Genomic DNA, 18,013 nt, shown 5'->3' with positions numbered 1-18,013 from the left:
CTGATACACATTAAAACGATCAGGTTGAAGTAGATGAGATTGTTTGTGTTTAATTACTATGGTTTGGGTATAATCAACCGAACAGTAACGCCATCTTCGTTATTTTTTAGGCTAACACTGCCGTCGTGTGCTTCTAAAATTAATTTGCTTAGATAAAGCGAAAGCCCCGGATTCATATCAACATGTTTAAATCCCGTTTTAAATGGTCTGATCTGAATCTCGTCATTATTTTCAGGGAAAAGCTCACCGATATCGGTTATGGAAATTTCATAAGCATTTTCGATTTTCGTTAATCTTACCGTGATTTGACTTGCTTCATTCGCAAACTTAATGGCATTATCCATAATCATACAAATGGCTTTCTTTAGTAACGATTCATCGTAGGAGAAAACAGCTTCATTAACATTGAAACGGGTTAAAACCTCCAGCTGCTTTTCGGCCAGTTGCGGTTGTTTCTCCACGATACAAATCTTTATGGTGTTTATCAAATTTCCTCTATACAAAGTAAGTGCTTCTTTTGCTTTTGTGGCAAGCATCGATATATCGAGGGCTTTATACGAGAAACTTTCCAAACGGTCGGATGATATCTGGATGATCTTCAGAAACTCCTTCAGGTTGTCGGGCAATTCGCTTACATCGAGAATGCCGAGCATACCTACAATTCCGTTTAAAGGCGTGCGTATTTCGTGACTGATAATATTCAGAAATTCCGTTTTTGCGTCATCTAATTGAAGCAACTCAAGGTTAGCTTTTTCTAATTCGATTGTTCGTTCTTTTACCTTTTTTTCCAGGCTCTGGTTTAATACTTTTAATGCCTCTTCGCTTTGTTTTAATTGCTTGTTCAACTTTCTGTTTCGAAGTAATTCGATAAAAAGGGCTATTGCAAGTACTACAAATAGCAGAATTACGAGTTTTTGCCGGCCGCTTAACTTTGTCAGTTTTTGAATCGTTCCGATATATTCCTGGTTTGCCGCCAATAATTCTTCGCGTTGAGCCGACATTTTTTCAATCTCCTGCTCCACTTCAAGGCGTATATACTCCATTTTACCTTCTTCGTCCAGCTTTGAACGCTGCGCTTCAATCATCCCCTGGTAATGCGTTAATGCACTTTGGTAATTTCCATTAATACTATCTATTTTATAAAGCGTTTCTAAATTCACCCGAGTTTCCTGCCAACTATTTATTGCCGACGAAAGCTGGTACGCTTCGGTGCTTATACGTTTTGCTTTGACGTAATCGCCCAACTTAAAAAGCACTAAACCGTAGTGGGTAACTACAAAAGGATAATAGCTCGACATGCTCTCGAGCCGTTCATCGTTATACGCCTTCTCAAAAAAGCTGAGAGCTGTGTTGTAGTCCTCATTCTGAATTTGTGCAGCCGCCAGGTACGACCGGGCATAAAGTTGGTCTAGCCAGCTTGTATTAGGTTTGGAAGCAGCCAGCGATTCTTTGAAATATTTTTCTGCCGTGGTGTAATCTTTTAAATTCTCGGAATAAATAGCTCCCATATTTGCCAAAATCAGCGATCTGAACGATCTGTCCGGAGTATTGACCAGACTATCGTAATGCAATGCATAATTAAAAAATTCAAGGGCATAATCGTTTTCCGCGAAAATGGAGAAGAATGCACCAATGTCGTTGCATATGTATAACAGGTGGGTAGTATCGTTGTTTTCCAGTAATACCTGGTACGAATTATAAAGTTTTCGTGCAGCCTCCACAAATTCGCCGCTAACCAAATCTTTTGTCGCCGCAAAATGTCGGGCGCGGGCAATAAACAACGGATCGCCCACGGAGTCGGCCAGCGCATAAGCATCATCAAAATACGGGAACGACTGAGGTAACATGCCAAGAAAGGAGTACGACATTCCTAAATGAAGGTTAATGGCGTATTTTGAACTTAAATCGTTTACATTATCGATTAATGCATAAGCTTTTAGCAAAGCCTCCTGTGCTTCGTTATAGCGAACCTGATCTAAAAGGTATTTCCCTTTTTTGTGATAGAGCGAAGCAACTTGTTCAAGATCATTCTGTTCTTCTGCAAGCAGAATTGATGCGTTTAATTCGTGAAGTATTTTTTCCTGCTGAATGGAGTCTGTTGTGATGTTATTGCTTTCAACGTTTGGTTTTCCAACGTTTTCTCCTCTGGCTACAAAAACAAGTGAGAAAAATGCATAACACAAAGTAATGAGAAAGAATTTTGTCATGTATTTATGTTTTTAAAACCGGGGAAGAACACCTAAAATGTTCCTCGTTCTCTTTATGACTAACAACATACGGATAAAAAAGATTTTTAACACCATTTTTTTAAACAAAATTTTAAAAAGTAGTATGAAGTTAACCTTGTTGTTTAAAGGTGTTTATGAAAGCCAGTAAGGAGGTAGTTGCGGAAGTGAGTGGATGTAACTGAACAGAAAAGTGGAAATAAAAAAAAGCCCGGGGCTGTATGTGTAAAATCAATACAGCCCCGGGCTTTAATCAGGAATCGTAGTACATTGTTTAATCAACCACAAACTTAACCCCAAATGAGAACATCGATGCGGAGAACGCTGAATCGCGGTCGTATTTGTGGAATTTGGCGTCGATACTTTTTAAGCCCAGTTTCCAGATGTGGCTTTTCGTAAACACATCGGTGTAGCTAACACCAAATCCGTAGTTGTTGGCCGAAAATTTCGACAGGTCGTAATCCGAGGTGTAATACTCTTCGGTAGACAAATGCTCGTTGTACGGCGCAAAATAGTCGGCGGCCGTTTGGTTGTAAAACCGGTACGACGGGTAAATCGTAAACTTATCGGTAATCTTTACCGGAATTTCAAGGCTTGCCGTGTGCGAGGTAATTCCCCAATCGTCGGTGTAATAGCGGTAATAGGTGCGCAGTGTTACCCGGTGGTTTACAAAATAGTTGAGCCGGGCACCCAGCGCAATTTTAAAGCGTGAGTCGGGCAGCTGCTCAATATCATCAGCCAGTTGGAAGTTCTCGTAAAAGTAATCTTCCTTATCGGCAAAATAAATTCGATGAAACGGAGTCGCCAGCAATCCATCCTGTAAAATAAAATCAGCCGATACATATCCCGTCATTCTGCTCGACAGTATTTGCGAAAGACCAATACCGGCAGAGTATGAGTTTCGTCCTTTGCTGGTATGCTCGTTAAACGACGGATCGTAACCGGGAACTACCTGCTGGAATGAACCTCCTTCAGGCCTTAGTTCGATAGGGTAGAGAAGTTTCCAGGTGTCGAGGTATATATTACCATTCAGCGATAATTCTGTATTTTTCTCGTTGAATAACCAGGTGCGTCCTCCGCCAAAACCAAACGAGGTGTAATCAAATTCAGCTGAAACCGAAAGGTTTGCATTCCACAGCAGGTTCCGGTCTTCGGAACTATGGCTGTAACTTCCAACCACATTTGCCCATACATCCGATTTTGATGCCCCGCTGCTGGCCACAAAAGGATCGGCCGGTTGCTTGCCATCAAAAGGATCAATGTTACTCGATGAGGCAGAAGTGTAAGCTGAAATATTGGCGTTAATCGTCAGTACATCGTCGTCGTTCAGCGGAACGGCCACAACAATTGTCGGCGAAAGATCTTGTAATTCCTCCGTTCCGTAGCCACCGGTAACAGCGGCATTCTCTCCATCCTGCTGGTAGTAATTCACCAGAAAATCTATCTCGGTATGCTCCAGTACACGTTTTTTGTATTCGCCCGCCGTGATATCATCCTGGGCACTAACAGCGAGTACTGAACCAATCAATAATAAACTAAATAAGTACTTCATGTCTGAAAAATGGATTAATTGCAGCCGCATCCGCCACCGGTTTTACCTCCGTTTGCTCCCGAAGCAGCTTCTCTGTACGATTGAAAAGTAGTTTGGAATTTATCGATCTTGCGGTCGGCCAGCGCCATATCCGGATCGTTTATATTTACCTTTTCGTACTCCTTAAGCACTGTGCACGAACTGAAAAGCATAATGCCCAGTCCGGCCAGTAAAACAATTTTTTTCTTCATCTTCATTCTGTTTCGATTTTAATATTTTCTGATTGATGAATATTTCCTTTGTCGTCAACGATAATACAATCGATTTGTGGTAATTGATTAATGCGGTCTATTCCCACTTCAATTCCCATTACAAAAACTGATGTTGCCAGGGCATCGGCCAGTTCGGCCTTTGGTGCAAATACGGTAGCACTGATGATGCCGTGTGCCGGATAACCGGTTCGTGGGTCGATAATATGTGCGTAGCGGATGCCGTTAAATTTTACATATTTTTCGTAGTCGCCCGAGGTTACCACCGCCCCGTTTTTAATAGGTAGAAGTGCAAAAGCCTTGTCTTTGTTCATTGGGTTGGTAATGGCCACTTTCCAGTACGAGCCGTCGGGTTGTTTGCCCCAGGTATTCATATCGCCCGATGCGTTGATAATGCCCGCGCTAACACCTTTGTCGATCAGCAATGCTTTGGCTTTATCCGCTGCATAACCTTTTCCAATGGCTCCAAAACCGATTTTCATTCCCTCTTTTTTCAGGAATACAGTTGTAGCAGCTTTGTCCAACACAATGTTTTCATAACCAACTTTTGCCACCGAGGAAGCAATGGTTTCTTCCGAAGGCATGGCCGTCATACTTCCATCAAAATGCCAGATGCGGTCCATCGAAGCATAACTGATGTCGAAAGCACCGTCGGTTAACTTCGAAATCTGAATGGCCCGTTCGATCAATGCAAAGAGTTCGGGCGATACTTTTACCGGGTTTATTCCTGCATTTTTATTTATAGCTGAAGTCTCTGAATTGGCATCCCACGAGGAAATTAGTTTTTCAATGCGCTGAATCTCTTCAACTGCCAGGTCGATATAAGCGTTTGCTTCCTGCTCGTTGTTGGCAACAACAGTAATGTCGAAACGGCTTCCCATAAGTTTTAGCGTTCGTTTATAAGGTTGCTGGCCAAAAACCTGCAGCCCCATTGTTACTAAAACCAACAGTATTGATATTTGGCGAACCATTAGTTCACGAAAGTTTCAAGATGTTTGATGTATTCGTCGGGCGAGAGTTTTTTATAGCCCGTTTCTCCCAGCACTTTGCCGGTTTCGTCCAACACTACCACCAGCGGAAAGAAACCTTTTTGGTTGTACTTTTCGGCCAGTTCTTTGTTGGCTTTCACCTGTTCGCTGTCGGGCTGGTTCTTTTTCTTACGCGGGAAATCAGCTTTGTAAAGCACAAAATGCTCGGCCGAATAGTTTTTAAACACATCTGAACTCCAGATCTCGTTCTCCAGTTTCATACACGGCGCACACCAATCCGAACCTGAAAATACCAGGATGATGGGTTTGTCTTCTGCTTTAGCAGTTTGTAGTGATTGCTGAAAATCGGTTTGCCAGTTTTGACCAAACGCGATACCCGAAAAAATCAGGGTAAGTAGAAAAGTCAATGAGGCAGTTTTAGAAACGGTTTTTTTGCTCACTGTTCTATATTGTTAAGATTATCGAATCATATAGATTTTTCGATATGTATAACTTAATAGTGTTCAAATTGTTTTGCAACAATCGAAATTTAACAGAATTTAAATATAGAGGATCAGGGAATTAGTCCTCCACAGGGATATTGTTTTGGCCATTTATTACATGATGAAAACCCAGTTGCTCGGCTTTGTGTACATCGTTTTTAGCTACTCTGATGCTTCGCCGGCTTTGTAAAACCGCGTGGTAGGATAAGCGAAATGAATATCGTTTTCTTTATTAAAAGCAGTAAGAATATCTTGCCAGATTATATTCTCCGATCCTCGTCGTTGCCGCGGATTACAGAGGTAGCGAATAGTAAGACGCACACCAAACTCCATAACTTTAGTGTAAATAATTGGAGTGAGATGTTTGTAATAGATCATATAATTTTTGCTGGCTTCCTGAATTTCCTTGTGAGCTTTTATATGAATATCCTTTGAATAGTCCTGACTAATTGTTTCAAGCAGACTTTTAGCCTTTTCCCAATTGCTCTCGAAGGTGATATTTACTTTTACTTCGTTCCAGATGTACTCAAAACCGGAGCTGAAATTAGCCTGTGGTTCCATAAAAACTTTTCCATTAGGAAGGTGGATAATTCGGCCGGTACTTTGGTCGGCATCTACCCAGTTGCCGATTTCGAGCATTGTAAATTGAAACAGACGGATGTCGATAATATCGCCGGTGTTTTCACCAACCTGAATACGGTCGCCCACAACGAATGGTTTGCGTGTGACAATAAAAAACCACCCTGCAAGATTGGTTAAAGGATCTTTTAGAGCAATGGCCAAACCTGCGGAGAACAGACCTAAAAAGGCCCCAAACTGTTCGAATGCCGGCAGCCAGATGGCTCCAACCAAAACGATCGTAACAATTGGAATGACAAATGAAAGTGTGCGTTTCCATTGATAGCGGGTTTTAACATTTTCCGTCTGTCGCCACACAACTCTTAATATGGCAAACCGGATAACCGAAAGCAGGATAATTACAATTAACGAAAACAGAATCTCCGATTGTGTTTGTACTGACAATCCGGTATGCTCAGTAATAAATTCGCTAATATTCATAGGTAGTAAAACGAAATTGCTCGTTTAGGAAGATACGAAATATTTTGTTTTGTTCAGCAAGCGTAAGAAAATGTGTTACTCAATTGCCTTTTGCTCTTTTGAATGCACAAACAAAATCGTACCCAGATCATCGTATCCCGCAAAAGTGTTTTCTTTTTCGTGTTTTATCATTTCCTCGCGCAGCCCGACCAAAATTAAACCGGCATCTTTCGATTTTTGCGAGATAATAGTTTTGGTAGAAATCTCGTCAGTACGCTGAATAATCTTAATATTTTTTTCGGTAATCGGCATTCGTCCCGACAGTACCAGCTTTTTCATTTCTTCTTTTGATTGCTGCACTTCGTCTTCGTGGCAAACCACAAAAATCTCGATGCTCGTTTTTTTCAATTCGGGGTGTCCCAGAATAATAAAACTAAGCAGGATCATCAGGTTGGCATTTTCGGTGTCGAACGAATTGATCCAGATGTGGATGCCATTCTGAATTTTCATCTTTTTAGGCGACGATGCCAAAACGCAAATATCGAAGTCGCCACTGTTTACCAGCGAGAAGTTCTCGATAATTCTCCCCAGGTTATCGGGTTTTTCTTTGTTGTATTCAAAAATCACCATATTGTTTTCCATCCCGGCGACACCAGGTATTTGTATGGCCTGCGCAATTGCCGAAGTGTACGATGGCGAAATAATGGTGTCGATGTATACGTAGTTTTCTTCGTCATCGGCTTCCTCAATCATTTGGTTGAGAACCTGGTCGGCCTTTTCAACGGTTTTGGAAGAATAATAACCTTCGATGAGGTAGAGGAAAGTGCCAAAACCATATTTGTACGAAATCCAGTTTAACAGTTGAAAAGCCCGATTATTATGGGTTGTATTATCGGAAATACAAATGGCACTGGGGCGCCATTCATTCTGTTGTACCATTTTTTTGCGCTTCTGCAGATGTACCTGCAATTTGCGGTTTAACTGAAAAAGGGAGTTGGCAAACAACGATGCAAAGTCTTTTCGGTGTTTGTGATAGTGGTTAATGTATAGGTAAATCAAGGTCATTGCTCCACCTGCCATTAGCGCATAAGGAGTACTGATTTTAAACATAACCCAAATTGAGACAAGGAAACCGATCAGCGACAGGTACCAGCGTGAGCGGAAAGTGGGGCGATACGACGGTGAGGCTCCAAAATGATTCAAAAATGAGATGAGGCACAAGGAACCATAGGTCACCATAAAAAACATGGAGATGACGGATGCAACGGCATTTACATCGCCAAGTGCCACAAAAACAAAGGCGATCGCCACAGTTACTATCGATGCATTTTGTGGCTCGTTATCGGCCGGATTTACTTTCGATATCCAGCGGTTAATTCGTTTCGAAGGGAAAGCACGATCGAGCGCTAAAGCCTGTAAAGTACGTGGTGCTACCATTACCGATCCCAAAGCCGAAGAAAGTGTTGATGCAGCCAGTCCGAGCGGTACAATTACCGAACCGGCAATAGCAACTTTACCCATAATCAACTGGTGTTCCAACAGATCCTCAGTGGATGCTGAAATAGTGAGTTTGTATACGATAAAAACGTACAGTATCATGCCCGAAACTGTTGCCAGCACCGTCCCGAGTGGAATGGATTTCGAAGGGTTTTTTAAATCGCCCGATAAACCAACTCCGGCCGTCATTCCAGTAAAAGCCGGGAAAATAATCGCAAATACAACAAAAAAATTGTCGAAGTTACGGAACTGATCACCTGAAAAAGGCAGACTTGCAGTTTGCGAAAATTCTGTTGATCCGAGAAAGAACAGAATAATTGATATAAACAAAATCCCCACTACAAAATAAAGTGCTTTAACGCCCAAATTGGCACCTTTTTTAATGATCAGCAACGCCAGACCGGCCATAACCGGTAAGCTGATTACCTGCCGTGGCAAAAGAAAATCGTATTTATCGGCCAGCAGGTTAAAAAAGAATTCAAATGCTTCGGTAAATGCAATTACATAAAATGCCACACTGATGGCTTGCGAAAAGAACAGGGCTACACCAATGGTTGCGCCAATGTTCAGTCCAAACGAGCGCGAAATGATAAAATACTCGCCACCTCCTTCAACACGTTTATTGGTTGCAATTTCAGAAATGGCAAGTGCTGTTGGAATGGTAACCAGGTGGCCCAAAAAGATAATAAGGATAACTCCCCAAAATCCGAGGGTACCCACTGCATAACCAAAACGCAGGAATAAAATGGCTCCTAATATCGTAGATATGGCCGTAAGAAATACTGGTGCTGTTCCAAATTTATTGCTTTGAGCTGTCATGTATAGTCTGTTATCGTGATTGTATCCGCTATATAAAAATAAGAAAGTTAGCCGTCATATGTTTTCCCATTTTTAAATAAATGCATTTTATACTCAATTTGTTCTAATAATAATACAATATTCCTTGTGGATTTAATTCGGGAAAAGGATTCAATATGGATCAAATGAAACAATGTGTCCCATAATGAGATCGATGAAATGTTTTGTTAAATGCCCTAAAGGGTTGAAGAATAAGCATTTATATGTTTTGGCATGTGAGTTGGTTAGAATGAAGTACGCTTTTACAGAATTTAAACACAACAACAAGGACGCAAAAAATGAAAAAAGAAAATCTAACAAAACATTTAATCAGGTAGTAAAATAAACTGTATTAAATCGCCGTAAAACCAGCGAATGAATTCACATACAAACCAAGTCATTCGTAACACAACAGGCGTATTTACTTAGATTTCTTTTCGATTTGTATCGTTTCTTGAAAAAGAAAAATGATATGAAAACTTCAGTAGCAAGTAAAATTAAAATTTCATCCCCTTTATCAGGTTTAGCAGTACTGTTTATTGCTTTGCTGATTTTACTTCCCGGGATAGAAAATAGCTATGCACAGGTTTTTGATGGAAATTATAGCGACGCAGATTTTGCATCGGCTCAAACGATTCTTGTTGATCCGGAAGCATCGTCCACATGCGAGGTTGAACAGATATGGGCAACTACAACAGCTAACTCGGAATTGCTTCTTGGTTTTTTAAACGGAAATAACGGAAGTGCAATTTTCAGAATGTACATGGACAGCGATAATGATGCCACAACAGGTTTGCAATACGATACATACGGTGAGGAATATTATGTTGGAGGAGCCGACCTGGTACTGGAAGTAAATGTAAAAAACGCAAAAATTGATTTGTATCGCTGGAATGGTGTAGAACTTGAAATCGACAATTCCGGTCTTGTTCAATCAGCAATTGGAAATTATACAGGTAAGGATGGTAAATTCTTCGAGGTTTTGATGCCATTGTCGGTTTTCGATAATATCTGTTCTTCAGGAGCATATAATGTTGTTAACCTGGTACGATATATTGCATTTGCAGGAGGTGATACACATTCTTCGGTATGTTACCAGACAAATGTTGGTTTTGGAATCGGACTTGGTGGAAATTTAACACCCGAAGCAGTAAGTGTTTGCGAGGGAAATAATAGTACACTGCTAACACTGAATGATTACGAAGGAAAAATTATTGGATGGCAGTCAAGTACAGATAACAGAGAAACCTGGACTGATATAACCAATACGGAAGAAACTTATCTTGTAGAGGACCTGACTGAAACTACCATTTTCAGAGTTTTAGTTGAAGATGAAAATTTTCTGTGTCCGGTAGGCGAGAAGGTGATACTGCAGTCGGCTAATGCTGTAATAACAGTTAATCCGAATGTTTCAGCAACCGTTGATGTTCAGGCTTGTGATTCATACAGCTGGAACGGAAATACTTATACCGAAAGCGGAGTTTACACAGCAAACTTCGAAACAGTAAACGGATGCGACTCAACAGTAACTATAAATCTAACAATTAACAGCTCAGTTGAAACAGAAGAAACAGTTTCAGCTTGTGACGTTTACGAGTGGAACGGAACAGCTTACACTGAAAGTGGCGTTTACACTGCAAACATTGAAACAGTAAACGGATGTGATTCAGTAGCCACTTTGAATTTGACAATTAACAACTCAGTAGAAACTGAAGAAACAGTTTCAGCTTGTGACGTTTACGAATGGAATGGAACAACTTACACCGAAAGCGGAATTTATACAGCAAACTTCGAAACAGTAGACGGATGCGATTCAACTGCGACTTTAAATCTTACAATAAACAACTCAGTAGAAACTTCAGAAACAATTTCAGCTTGTGATTCTTACGACTGGAACGGAACAACATACACTGAAAGTGGAGTTTACACCGAAAACTTTGAGACAGTAAACGGTTGCGATTCAGTTGCCACTTTAAATCTGACAATCAATAACTCAGTAGAAACTTCAGAAACAATTTCAGCTTGTGATTCTTACGACTGGAACGGAACAACATACACTGAAAGTGGAGTTTACACTGCAAACTTTGAAACAGTTAACGGATGTGACTCAACAGCGACTTTAAATCTTACAATAAACAACTCAGTAGAAACTTCAGAAACAGTTTCAGCTTGTGACGCTTACGAATGGAACGGAACAACTTATACCGAAAGTGGCGTTTTCACTGCAAACTTTGAAACTGTTAACGGTTGTGATTCAACAGCGACTTTAAATCTGACAATCAATAACTCAGTAGAAACTTCAGAAACAGTTTCAGCTTGTGACGCTTACGAATGGAATGGAACAACTTATACCGAAAGTGGCGTTTTCACTGCAAACTTTGAAACTGTTAACGGTTGTGACTCAACAGCGACTTTAAACCTGACAATCAATAACTCAGTAGAAACTTCAGAAACAGTTTCAACTTGTGACGCTTACGACTGGAACGGAACAACTTATACCGAAAGCGGAGTTTACACAGCATCTTTCGAAACAGTAAACGGATGCGATTCAGTTGCCACTTTGAACCTGACAATTAATAGCTCAGTAGAAACAGAAGAAACAGTTTCAGCTTGTGACGCTTACGATTGGAATGGAACAACTTACACCGAAAGCGGAGTTTACACAGCAAACTTTGAAACAGTAAACGGATGCGATTCAGTTGCTACTTTGAACCTGACAATCAATAACTCAGTAGAAACTGCAGAGACTGTTGCAGCTTGTGATGCTTACGAATGGAACGGAACAACTTACACTGCAAGTGGCGTTTACACAGCAACTTTCGAAACAGTAAACGGATGCGACTCAACTGCTACTTTGAATCTGACAATTAATAATGCAATAGAAATACAACTGACAGTTGCCGCTTGTGGTTCTTACGAATGGAACGGAACAACTTACGCCGAAAGTGGTGTTTATACCACAAACTTCGAAACTGTAACTGGCTGTGACTCGATTGTAACACTGGACCTGACAATCAATAACTCAGTAGAAACAGAAGAAATAGTTTCAGCTTGCGAGTCTTACGATTGGAACGGAACTACTTACACTGAAAGCGGAGTTTACTCGGCAACTTTCGAAACCGTTAACGGCTGTGATTCAATCGCCACTTTGAAGCTTACAATTAACAACTCAGTAGAAACTTCAGAAATTGTTTCAGCTTGTGATTCTTATAGCTGGAACGGAACAACTTATACCGAAAGCGGCGTTTACACAGCAAACTTCAAAACAGTAAACGGATGCGATTCAGTTGCGATTTTGAATTTGACAATTAACAACTCAGTAGAAACTTCAGAAACAGTTGCAGCTTGTGATTCTTACAACTGGAACGAAACAACTTACACTGAAAGTGGCGTTTACACAGCAACTTTCGAAACTGTTAACGGATGTGATTCAGTCGCCACTTTAAACCTGACAATCAACAACTCAGTAGAAACTTCAGAAACAGTTTCAGCTTGTCAGTCTTACGACTGGAACGGAACAACTTATACTGAAAGTGGCGTTTACACAGCGTTTTTCGAAACATTAAACGGATGCGACTCAACTGCTACTTTGAATCTGACAATTAATAATGCAATAGAAATACAACTGACAGTTGCCGCTTGTGGTTCTTACGAATGGAACGGAACAACTTACGCCGAAAGTGGTGTTTATACCACAAACTTCGAAACTGTAACTGGCTGTGACTCGATTGTAACACTGGACCTGACAATCAATAACTCAGTAGAAACAGAAGAAATAGTTTCAGCTTGTGAGTCTTACGTCTGGAACGGAACAGCTTACACTGAAAGCGGCGTTTACACAGCAACTTTCGAAACTGTAAACGGATGTGACTCAACAGCGACTTTAAATCTTACAATAAACAACTCAGTAGAAACTGCAGAAACAGTTTCAGCTTGTGAGTCTTACGAATGGAATGGAACAACTTACACTGAAAGTGGCGTTTATACCGCTAACTTTGAAACCGAAAATGGCTGTGATTCAATCGCTACATTGAAGCTAACAATCAGCAATTCTTCTGTTACCGAGAAAACAGTTGTTGCTTGTGATTCGTACAAATGGAACGGAAAAGTTTACACCAAAAGCGGAATTTATTACGTTACAACACAAACCAATAGCGGTTGCACTGCTACCTCAATTTTAAATCTTACAATTAATAATTCAATAGAAATTGAATTGACAGTTGCCGCTTGTGGTTCTTACGAATGGAACGGAACAACTTACACCGAAAGTGGTGTTTATACAACAACTTTCGAAACTGTAAGCGGCTGCGATTCTATTGTAACGTTGGATTTAGTAATCAACAATTCAGTAGAAACTGAAGAAACAATTTCAGCTTGCGAGTCTTACGACTGGAACGGAACAACTTACACTGAAAGCGGAGTTTACACTGCAAACTTTGAAACAGTAAATGGTTGTGATTCAATTGCCACTTTATACCTGACAATCAATAACTCACTAGAAACAGAAGAGACTGTTTCAGCTTGTGAGTTTTACGAATGGAACGGAACAACTTACACCGAAAGTGGCGTTTACACAACAACTTTCGAAACCGTAAACGGATGCGACTCAACAGCGACTTTATACCTTACAATAAACAATTCAATTGAGATTGAAGAAATTATTTCAGCTTGTGATTCTTTCACCTGGAATGAAACAACCTACACCGAAAGTGGTGTTTATACAGCAACTTTCGAAACCGTAAATGGATGTGATTCAATAGCTATTTTAAATCTGACAGTAACCAACGATTGTAACAAGGCTGCTATCGAAGCAGTTAGCGATAACCTGGTTTTGGTGGCCTGTTCGGATAGTAAAATTCAAGGCGAAATCAATATTCTTAGCAACGACCTTGGAATTGACGGAGACGTAATGGTGTCGATTGAAAATCTGCCTGACGGATTTATTTTCGAGAACGGTATCTTATTCTACTCAGCTGAAAATCTGACAAAAAGTATTTACTCTATGTCGTACCGCGTTTGCTCGTCGGTTAATCCGGAAGCTTGTTCGGAGGCAGAAATTCTGATCACCATTTTGGTGGATACTGACTGTGATAACATAGCCGATGTTGATGACATTGACGATGACAACGACGGAATCCTGGATATTCACGAAATGGATGATAACGAGTTTGATATCGATTCGGATAACGACGGAATTGTAGACCGTTTGGATATTGATTCGGATGGCGACGGTATTGTTGATAACATTGAATGGCAATCGACAATTAGTGAAGGCGGTTACTACGATTATGTTGCTCCATCGGGAGTTGACAGCAATAACGACGGCTGGGACGATGTTTACGACGCAGAGTTTGGTGGAGTTTATTACGAAGCCTGGGATACCGACGGAGATGGAACTCCTGATTATTTGGATCTTGACTCTGATAACGACGGAATTGATGATGTGATTGAAGGAAATGATTTAAACTTTAACAAAGAAGCAGATGCTACTCCGCTTGGAGAAGATATGGATGCCGACGGATTGGATGAAGTTTACGATATTGTTTCGGGAAGATCGCAAACTACAAATCCAATCGGAAGTAATGCACCACTTCAGGATGAAGAAAACAATGGAATCAGAGATTGGAGAGATACTCCTGAAACAGCTGACGCACAGGATATGTACATTCAGACTGAAGATGAATGTACCCTCTTTATTCCTGACGGATTTTCACCAAATCAGGATGGATACAACGACTACTTTAAAATGGAATGTTTCGAAAAATATCCAAACGCCAGCATCGAGATTTTCAACCGCTGGGGAAATTTGGTTTACGAAAAAGAAGATTACGGAAATGAGGATCGTTGGGGATCAACAGATGCATGGTGGGATGGAAAATGTACCAGCAAGATGCGAATTGGCGGCGATATGTCACCAACAGGAACTTATTTCTATGTGCTGAACCTGGGAGATGGTTCTACTCCGGTTGCCGGTTCAATTTTCCTGAATAATTAATGATTAACAAAAGAAACACAAGATGAAAACAAGAATACAAATAGGATTTAGCGCACTGTTGATTTTGTTGAGTGTTGTATCGAAAGCTCAGCAAGATCCGATGTACACACAGTACATGTTTAATACGCAGACCATTAACCCTGCTTATGCCGGAACATGGGAGTCGGTTGGATTTCTGGTACTTGGTCGCCAGCAGTGGGCCGGATTCGAAGGTGCCCCGGAGACTTATTCCTTTTCGTTTCAGGCGCCACTAAAAAACGAAAAAGTAGCGTTAGGATTTAATGTTATTAACGATAAAGTGGGCTATGTAAAACGTTTTTATGTGTATGGCGATTATTCGTACCTGGTTCCGTTAAGCGAGACCTTAAAACTTCGCTTGGGATTAAAAGGTGGTTTTACCAGTTATAGTCACAACCTGGCAGCGCATAATATTCTCGATCCGGGAGATCCGTCGTTTGTTGGCGAGATCAATTCGAAATTAAAACCAAACTTTGGGGTAGGAGCTTTTCTGTACAGCCAAAAAGCTTATGTTGGATTCTCCATTCCGAGAGTGGTAAACAGTACTTTTGAAAACGATTATGAGAATTTTTCGATAAGCGGGCAGATGCGCCATTATTTCCTGATTGCAGGAGCTGTTTTCGACCTGGGTGAAAACGTAAAATTTAAACCAACAGCTTTAACCAAAGCATCGTTTACAGGCGAAACAGGTGCGCCATTACAGTTTGACTTAACCGGTAATTTCCTGATCAAAGAAAAGCTTTGGCTGGGCGGAATGTGGCGTTCCGGCGATTCGTTTGGATTTATCACTCAATTTATGTTTGCTGAAAAACTGAGAGTGGGTTATGCCATTGATTTTTCAACAACTAACCTGAAAAATTACAGCCACGGTACCCACGAAGTAATGATATCATACGAATTGAAATTTAAGAAAGAAGAAGTGATTTCACCAAGATATTTCTAAAAGCTAATTTGATGTTGTGTTAAAAAGGGCATTTCGGATTTCCGGGTGCTCTTTTTTGTTTTTTAGAAGCACCGGTTTAGTATTCGGCATACACTGCAAAACCTTTTTCCACCAGTTCGTCGTTTAGCGTTTGCTCGTTGTCGGCAAGCCGAATAACACCAATGTAGCGGCCAAATTTACCCACTTCTTTGCTGGTTTCAACAATCACTTCGTTGTTGTTAGCCGAAATCCGCTCCATAACAAATGTTTTGGCTTCCATGCCTTTTTTGTACTCTTCCGAATCTTTTTTTACGTTGTACGTTTCAGGGGTGTTAATGCCACGAAGACGGATGCGCTGAAACGTGGTGATTTTAAATCCAAGATCGATAACCAGGTCGATGGTGTCGCCATCTACAACGCGATCAACTTTTGCTTTATAGGTATACATGTTTTTGAGTTTTGTTCCATTCAAGTTACGGATTTGAAGCCTAATAAAGTAGTTTATACGTGAGTAATTTGGATTCGTGCTTTTGTATAAGTCGTTGTGTTGTACTAAATTCGGAAAACGAATTAAACTAAAATGCCTAAATTAATTATCACGAAACCGTCGGGAGTCCGGCAGTGGGCGTTAATCCTGGCGCCGCTTATCAGTTTGTTTGTAATTCTTTTCACCGACCTCGATCCGCAAAACCGAAATGTAACTTATTGTTTTGCCATTGCTTTGTTAATGGCGATCTGGTGGATAACCGAAGCCATTCCGCTGGCAGTTACGGCATTGTTGCCGGTGGCACTTTTCCCTTTGTTTGGTGTTGTTGATGGTAAAACCATTTCAGCCATGTATTTTAACCACCTCATTTTCCTTTTTATTGGTGGATTTTTAATGGCTTTTGCCATGGAACGGTGGAATTTGCACCGAAGAATTGCATTGCGGATTTTGCTGGTTGTGGGGATAAGTCCCGGGCGGATTTTACTGGGATTTATGCTGGCAACATCTTTCCTTTCGATGTGGATGTCGAACACCGCAACAGCTATGATGATGGTTCCAATCGCCCTTTCGATAATTATAAAACTGGAAGAAAGTCTGGGCGAAAAGAAAATGGGAAAGTACGCGATCGGTTTACTTTTGGGAATCGCATATTCAGCATCGATAGGCGGTGTAGCCACGCTAGTCGGAACACCGCCTAATTTATCCTTTGCGCGGATTGTAAGCATTATTTTTCCGGAGATGACAGAAATCTCATTTGCCGACTGGTTTATTTTTGCGCTGCCGGTAACTGTGCTGTTATTTGTAATGGCATGGCTGCTACTTTTTATGATGTACAAACCCAAAAAAAGCTGGAAAAAGATTCACATCAACCAGTTTCGTGAAGAATATAATGCATTGGGAAAAGCAAAACCCGAGGAGAAGATTGTACTGATTATGTTTGTTATCCTGGCATTTCTATGGATATTCCGTTCCGGATTTACCATTCAGACGTTTGAGATACCGGGCTGGTCGAAATTGTTTAAAAATCCATCGTACATAAACGATGGTACAGTGGCCATATTTATTGCGGTGCTGCTTTTTATCCTGCCGTCGAAATCGGAAAAAGGGGAGCGGATAATGAATTGGGAAACCGCCCGAAAAATTCCATGGAACATTGTTTTGCTTTTTGGCGGTGGTTTTGCACTGGCCCAGGGATTTGTAGAGTCCGGACTTTCGGTTTGGTTTGGCGAACAAATGGCCGGTCTTGCCAATGTGAAACCAATTGTGCTAACTTTTGCCAACGTTACCATGATGTCGTTTTTAACTGAACTAACATCAAACACTGCCACCACCGAAATGATTCTGCCTATTCTTTCAGGGCTTTCAACTACCATCGAAGTTAATCCCTTGTTGTTAATGATACCGGCAACTTTGGCGGCTTCATTGGCATTTATGTTGCCGGTGGCCACGCCTCCCAATGCCATCATTTTTGGCACCAACCGCATCAAGGTAAAAGATATGGTTAAAACCGGCATTCTGCTCAACCTTGCCGGGATTATTGTTGCAACGCTGGTAATGTATTTCTGGGGCGTTTTGGTGTTTAATATTGATGTTACTGTTTTTCCTGATTGGGCAGCTGTCGCGGCAGCCACAAGTTAGTTCGTTGACTTAGCTGTATTTTCTGATTCGGCTTTCCATTCTCAGATTTCGTTTTCAAGAACGTATAATCCAACTATCATTTCTT

Annotated in this window: 11 protein-coding genes; 3 read left to right on the top strand and 8 right to left on the bottom strand. The window is 40.9% G+C overall.

All coding sequences use genetic code 11. The features are described from left to right. Positions 1-56: 56 nt before the first annotated feature. The 7 genes from SLH46_RS14575 to SLH46_RS14545 all read right to left on the bottom strand — a co-directional run bounded on the left by SLH46_RS14575 (position 57) and on the right by SLH46_RS14545 (position 8,850). Positions 57-2,207 (bottom strand): ATP-binding protein, encoded by a 2,151-nt coding sequence (locus SLH46_RS14575; RefSeq protein ID WP_320281941.1) that lies wholly within the window; start codon positions 2,205-2,207, stop codon positions 57-59. 292 nt (positions 2,208-2,499) lie between these two features. Beyond that, positions 2,500-3,777, bottom strand: a complete 1,278-nt coding sequence (locus SLH46_RS14570; RefSeq protein WP_320281940.1) for a DUF3570 domain-containing protein — start codon at positions 3,775-3,777, stop codon at positions 2,500-2,502. 14 nt (positions 3,778-3,791) lie between these two features. Continuing rightward, on the bottom strand, positions 3,792-4,007 hold the full coding sequence (locus SLH46_RS14565) for a DUF4266 domain-containing protein (protein ID WP_320281939.1): 216 nt from the start codon (positions 4,005-4,007) through the stop codon (positions 3,792-3,794). A 2-nt stretch (positions 4,008-4,009) separates the two neighbouring features. After that, entirely contained in the window at positions 4,010-4,996 is a 987-nt protein-coding gene (locus SLH46_RS14560) for an FAD:protein FMN transferase (RefSeq protein ID WP_320281938.1), read from the bottom strand. Next, positions 4,996-5,421, bottom strand: coding sequence for a thioredoxin family protein (locus SLH46_RS14555; RefSeq protein WP_320281937.1), 426 nt, complete (start codon positions 5,419-5,421; stop codon positions 4,996-4,998). The genes SLH46_RS14560 and SLH46_RS14555 overlap by 1 nt, the downstream gene beginning before the upstream one ends. Positions 5,422-5,658: 237 nt before the next feature. After that, positions 5,659-6,555 (bottom strand): mechanosensitive ion channel family protein, encoded by an 897-nt coding sequence (locus SLH46_RS14550; RefSeq protein WP_320281936.1) that lies wholly within the window; start codon positions 6,553-6,555, stop codon positions 5,659-5,661. Positions 6,556-6,630: 75 nt separating this feature from the next. After that, positions 6,631-8,850 carry an amino acid permease gene (locus SLH46_RS14545; RefSeq protein WP_320281935.1) on the bottom strand — a complete coding sequence of 740 codons (2,220 nt, stop codon included), beginning with the start codon at positions 8,848-8,850 and terminating at the stop codon, positions 6,631-6,633. A gap of 490 nt (positions 8,851-9,340) precedes the next feature. On the opposite strand from SLH46_RS14545, the gene SLH46_RS14540 reads away from it, so the two are divergent. After that, positions 9,341-14,863, top strand: coding sequence for a gliding motility-associated C-terminal domain-containing protein (locus tag SLH46_RS14540; RefSeq protein ID WP_320281934.1), 5,523 nt, complete (start codon positions 9,341-9,343; stop codon positions 14,861-14,863). Between the two features lie 22 nt (positions 14,864-14,885). Further along, entirely contained in the window at positions 14,886-15,824 is a 939-nt protein-coding gene (locus tag SLH46_RS14535) for a PorP/SprF family type IX secretion system membrane protein (RefSeq protein ID WP_320281933.1), read from the top strand. A 76-nt stretch (positions 15,825-15,900) separates the two neighbouring features. Here SLH46_RS14535 and SLH46_RS14530 read toward each other — a convergent pair whose 3' ends face one another. Next, complete coding sequence (locus SLH46_RS14530) at positions 15,901-16,251, bottom strand: thermonuclease family protein (protein WP_320281932.1); 351 nt, start codon at positions 16,249-16,251, stop codon at positions 15,901-15,903. Positions 16,252-16,383: 132 nt separating this feature from the next. Here SLH46_RS14530 and SLH46_RS14525 point away from each other — a divergent pair, with 132 nt between their 5' ends. Continuing rightward, entirely contained in the window at positions 16,384-17,928 is a 1,545-nt protein-coding gene (locus tag SLH46_RS14525; RefSeq protein ID WP_320281931.1) for an SLC13 family permease, read from the top strand. Positions 17,929-18,013: the final 85 nt, after the last annotated feature.

Source organism: Draconibacterium sp. IB214405, from assembly GCF_033963885.1.
Classification (GTDB): Bacteria; Bacteroidota; Bacteroidia; order Bacteroidales; family Prolixibacteraceae; genus Draconibacterium.
This window is presented reverse-complemented; position numbering and strand designations above follow the sequence as displayed.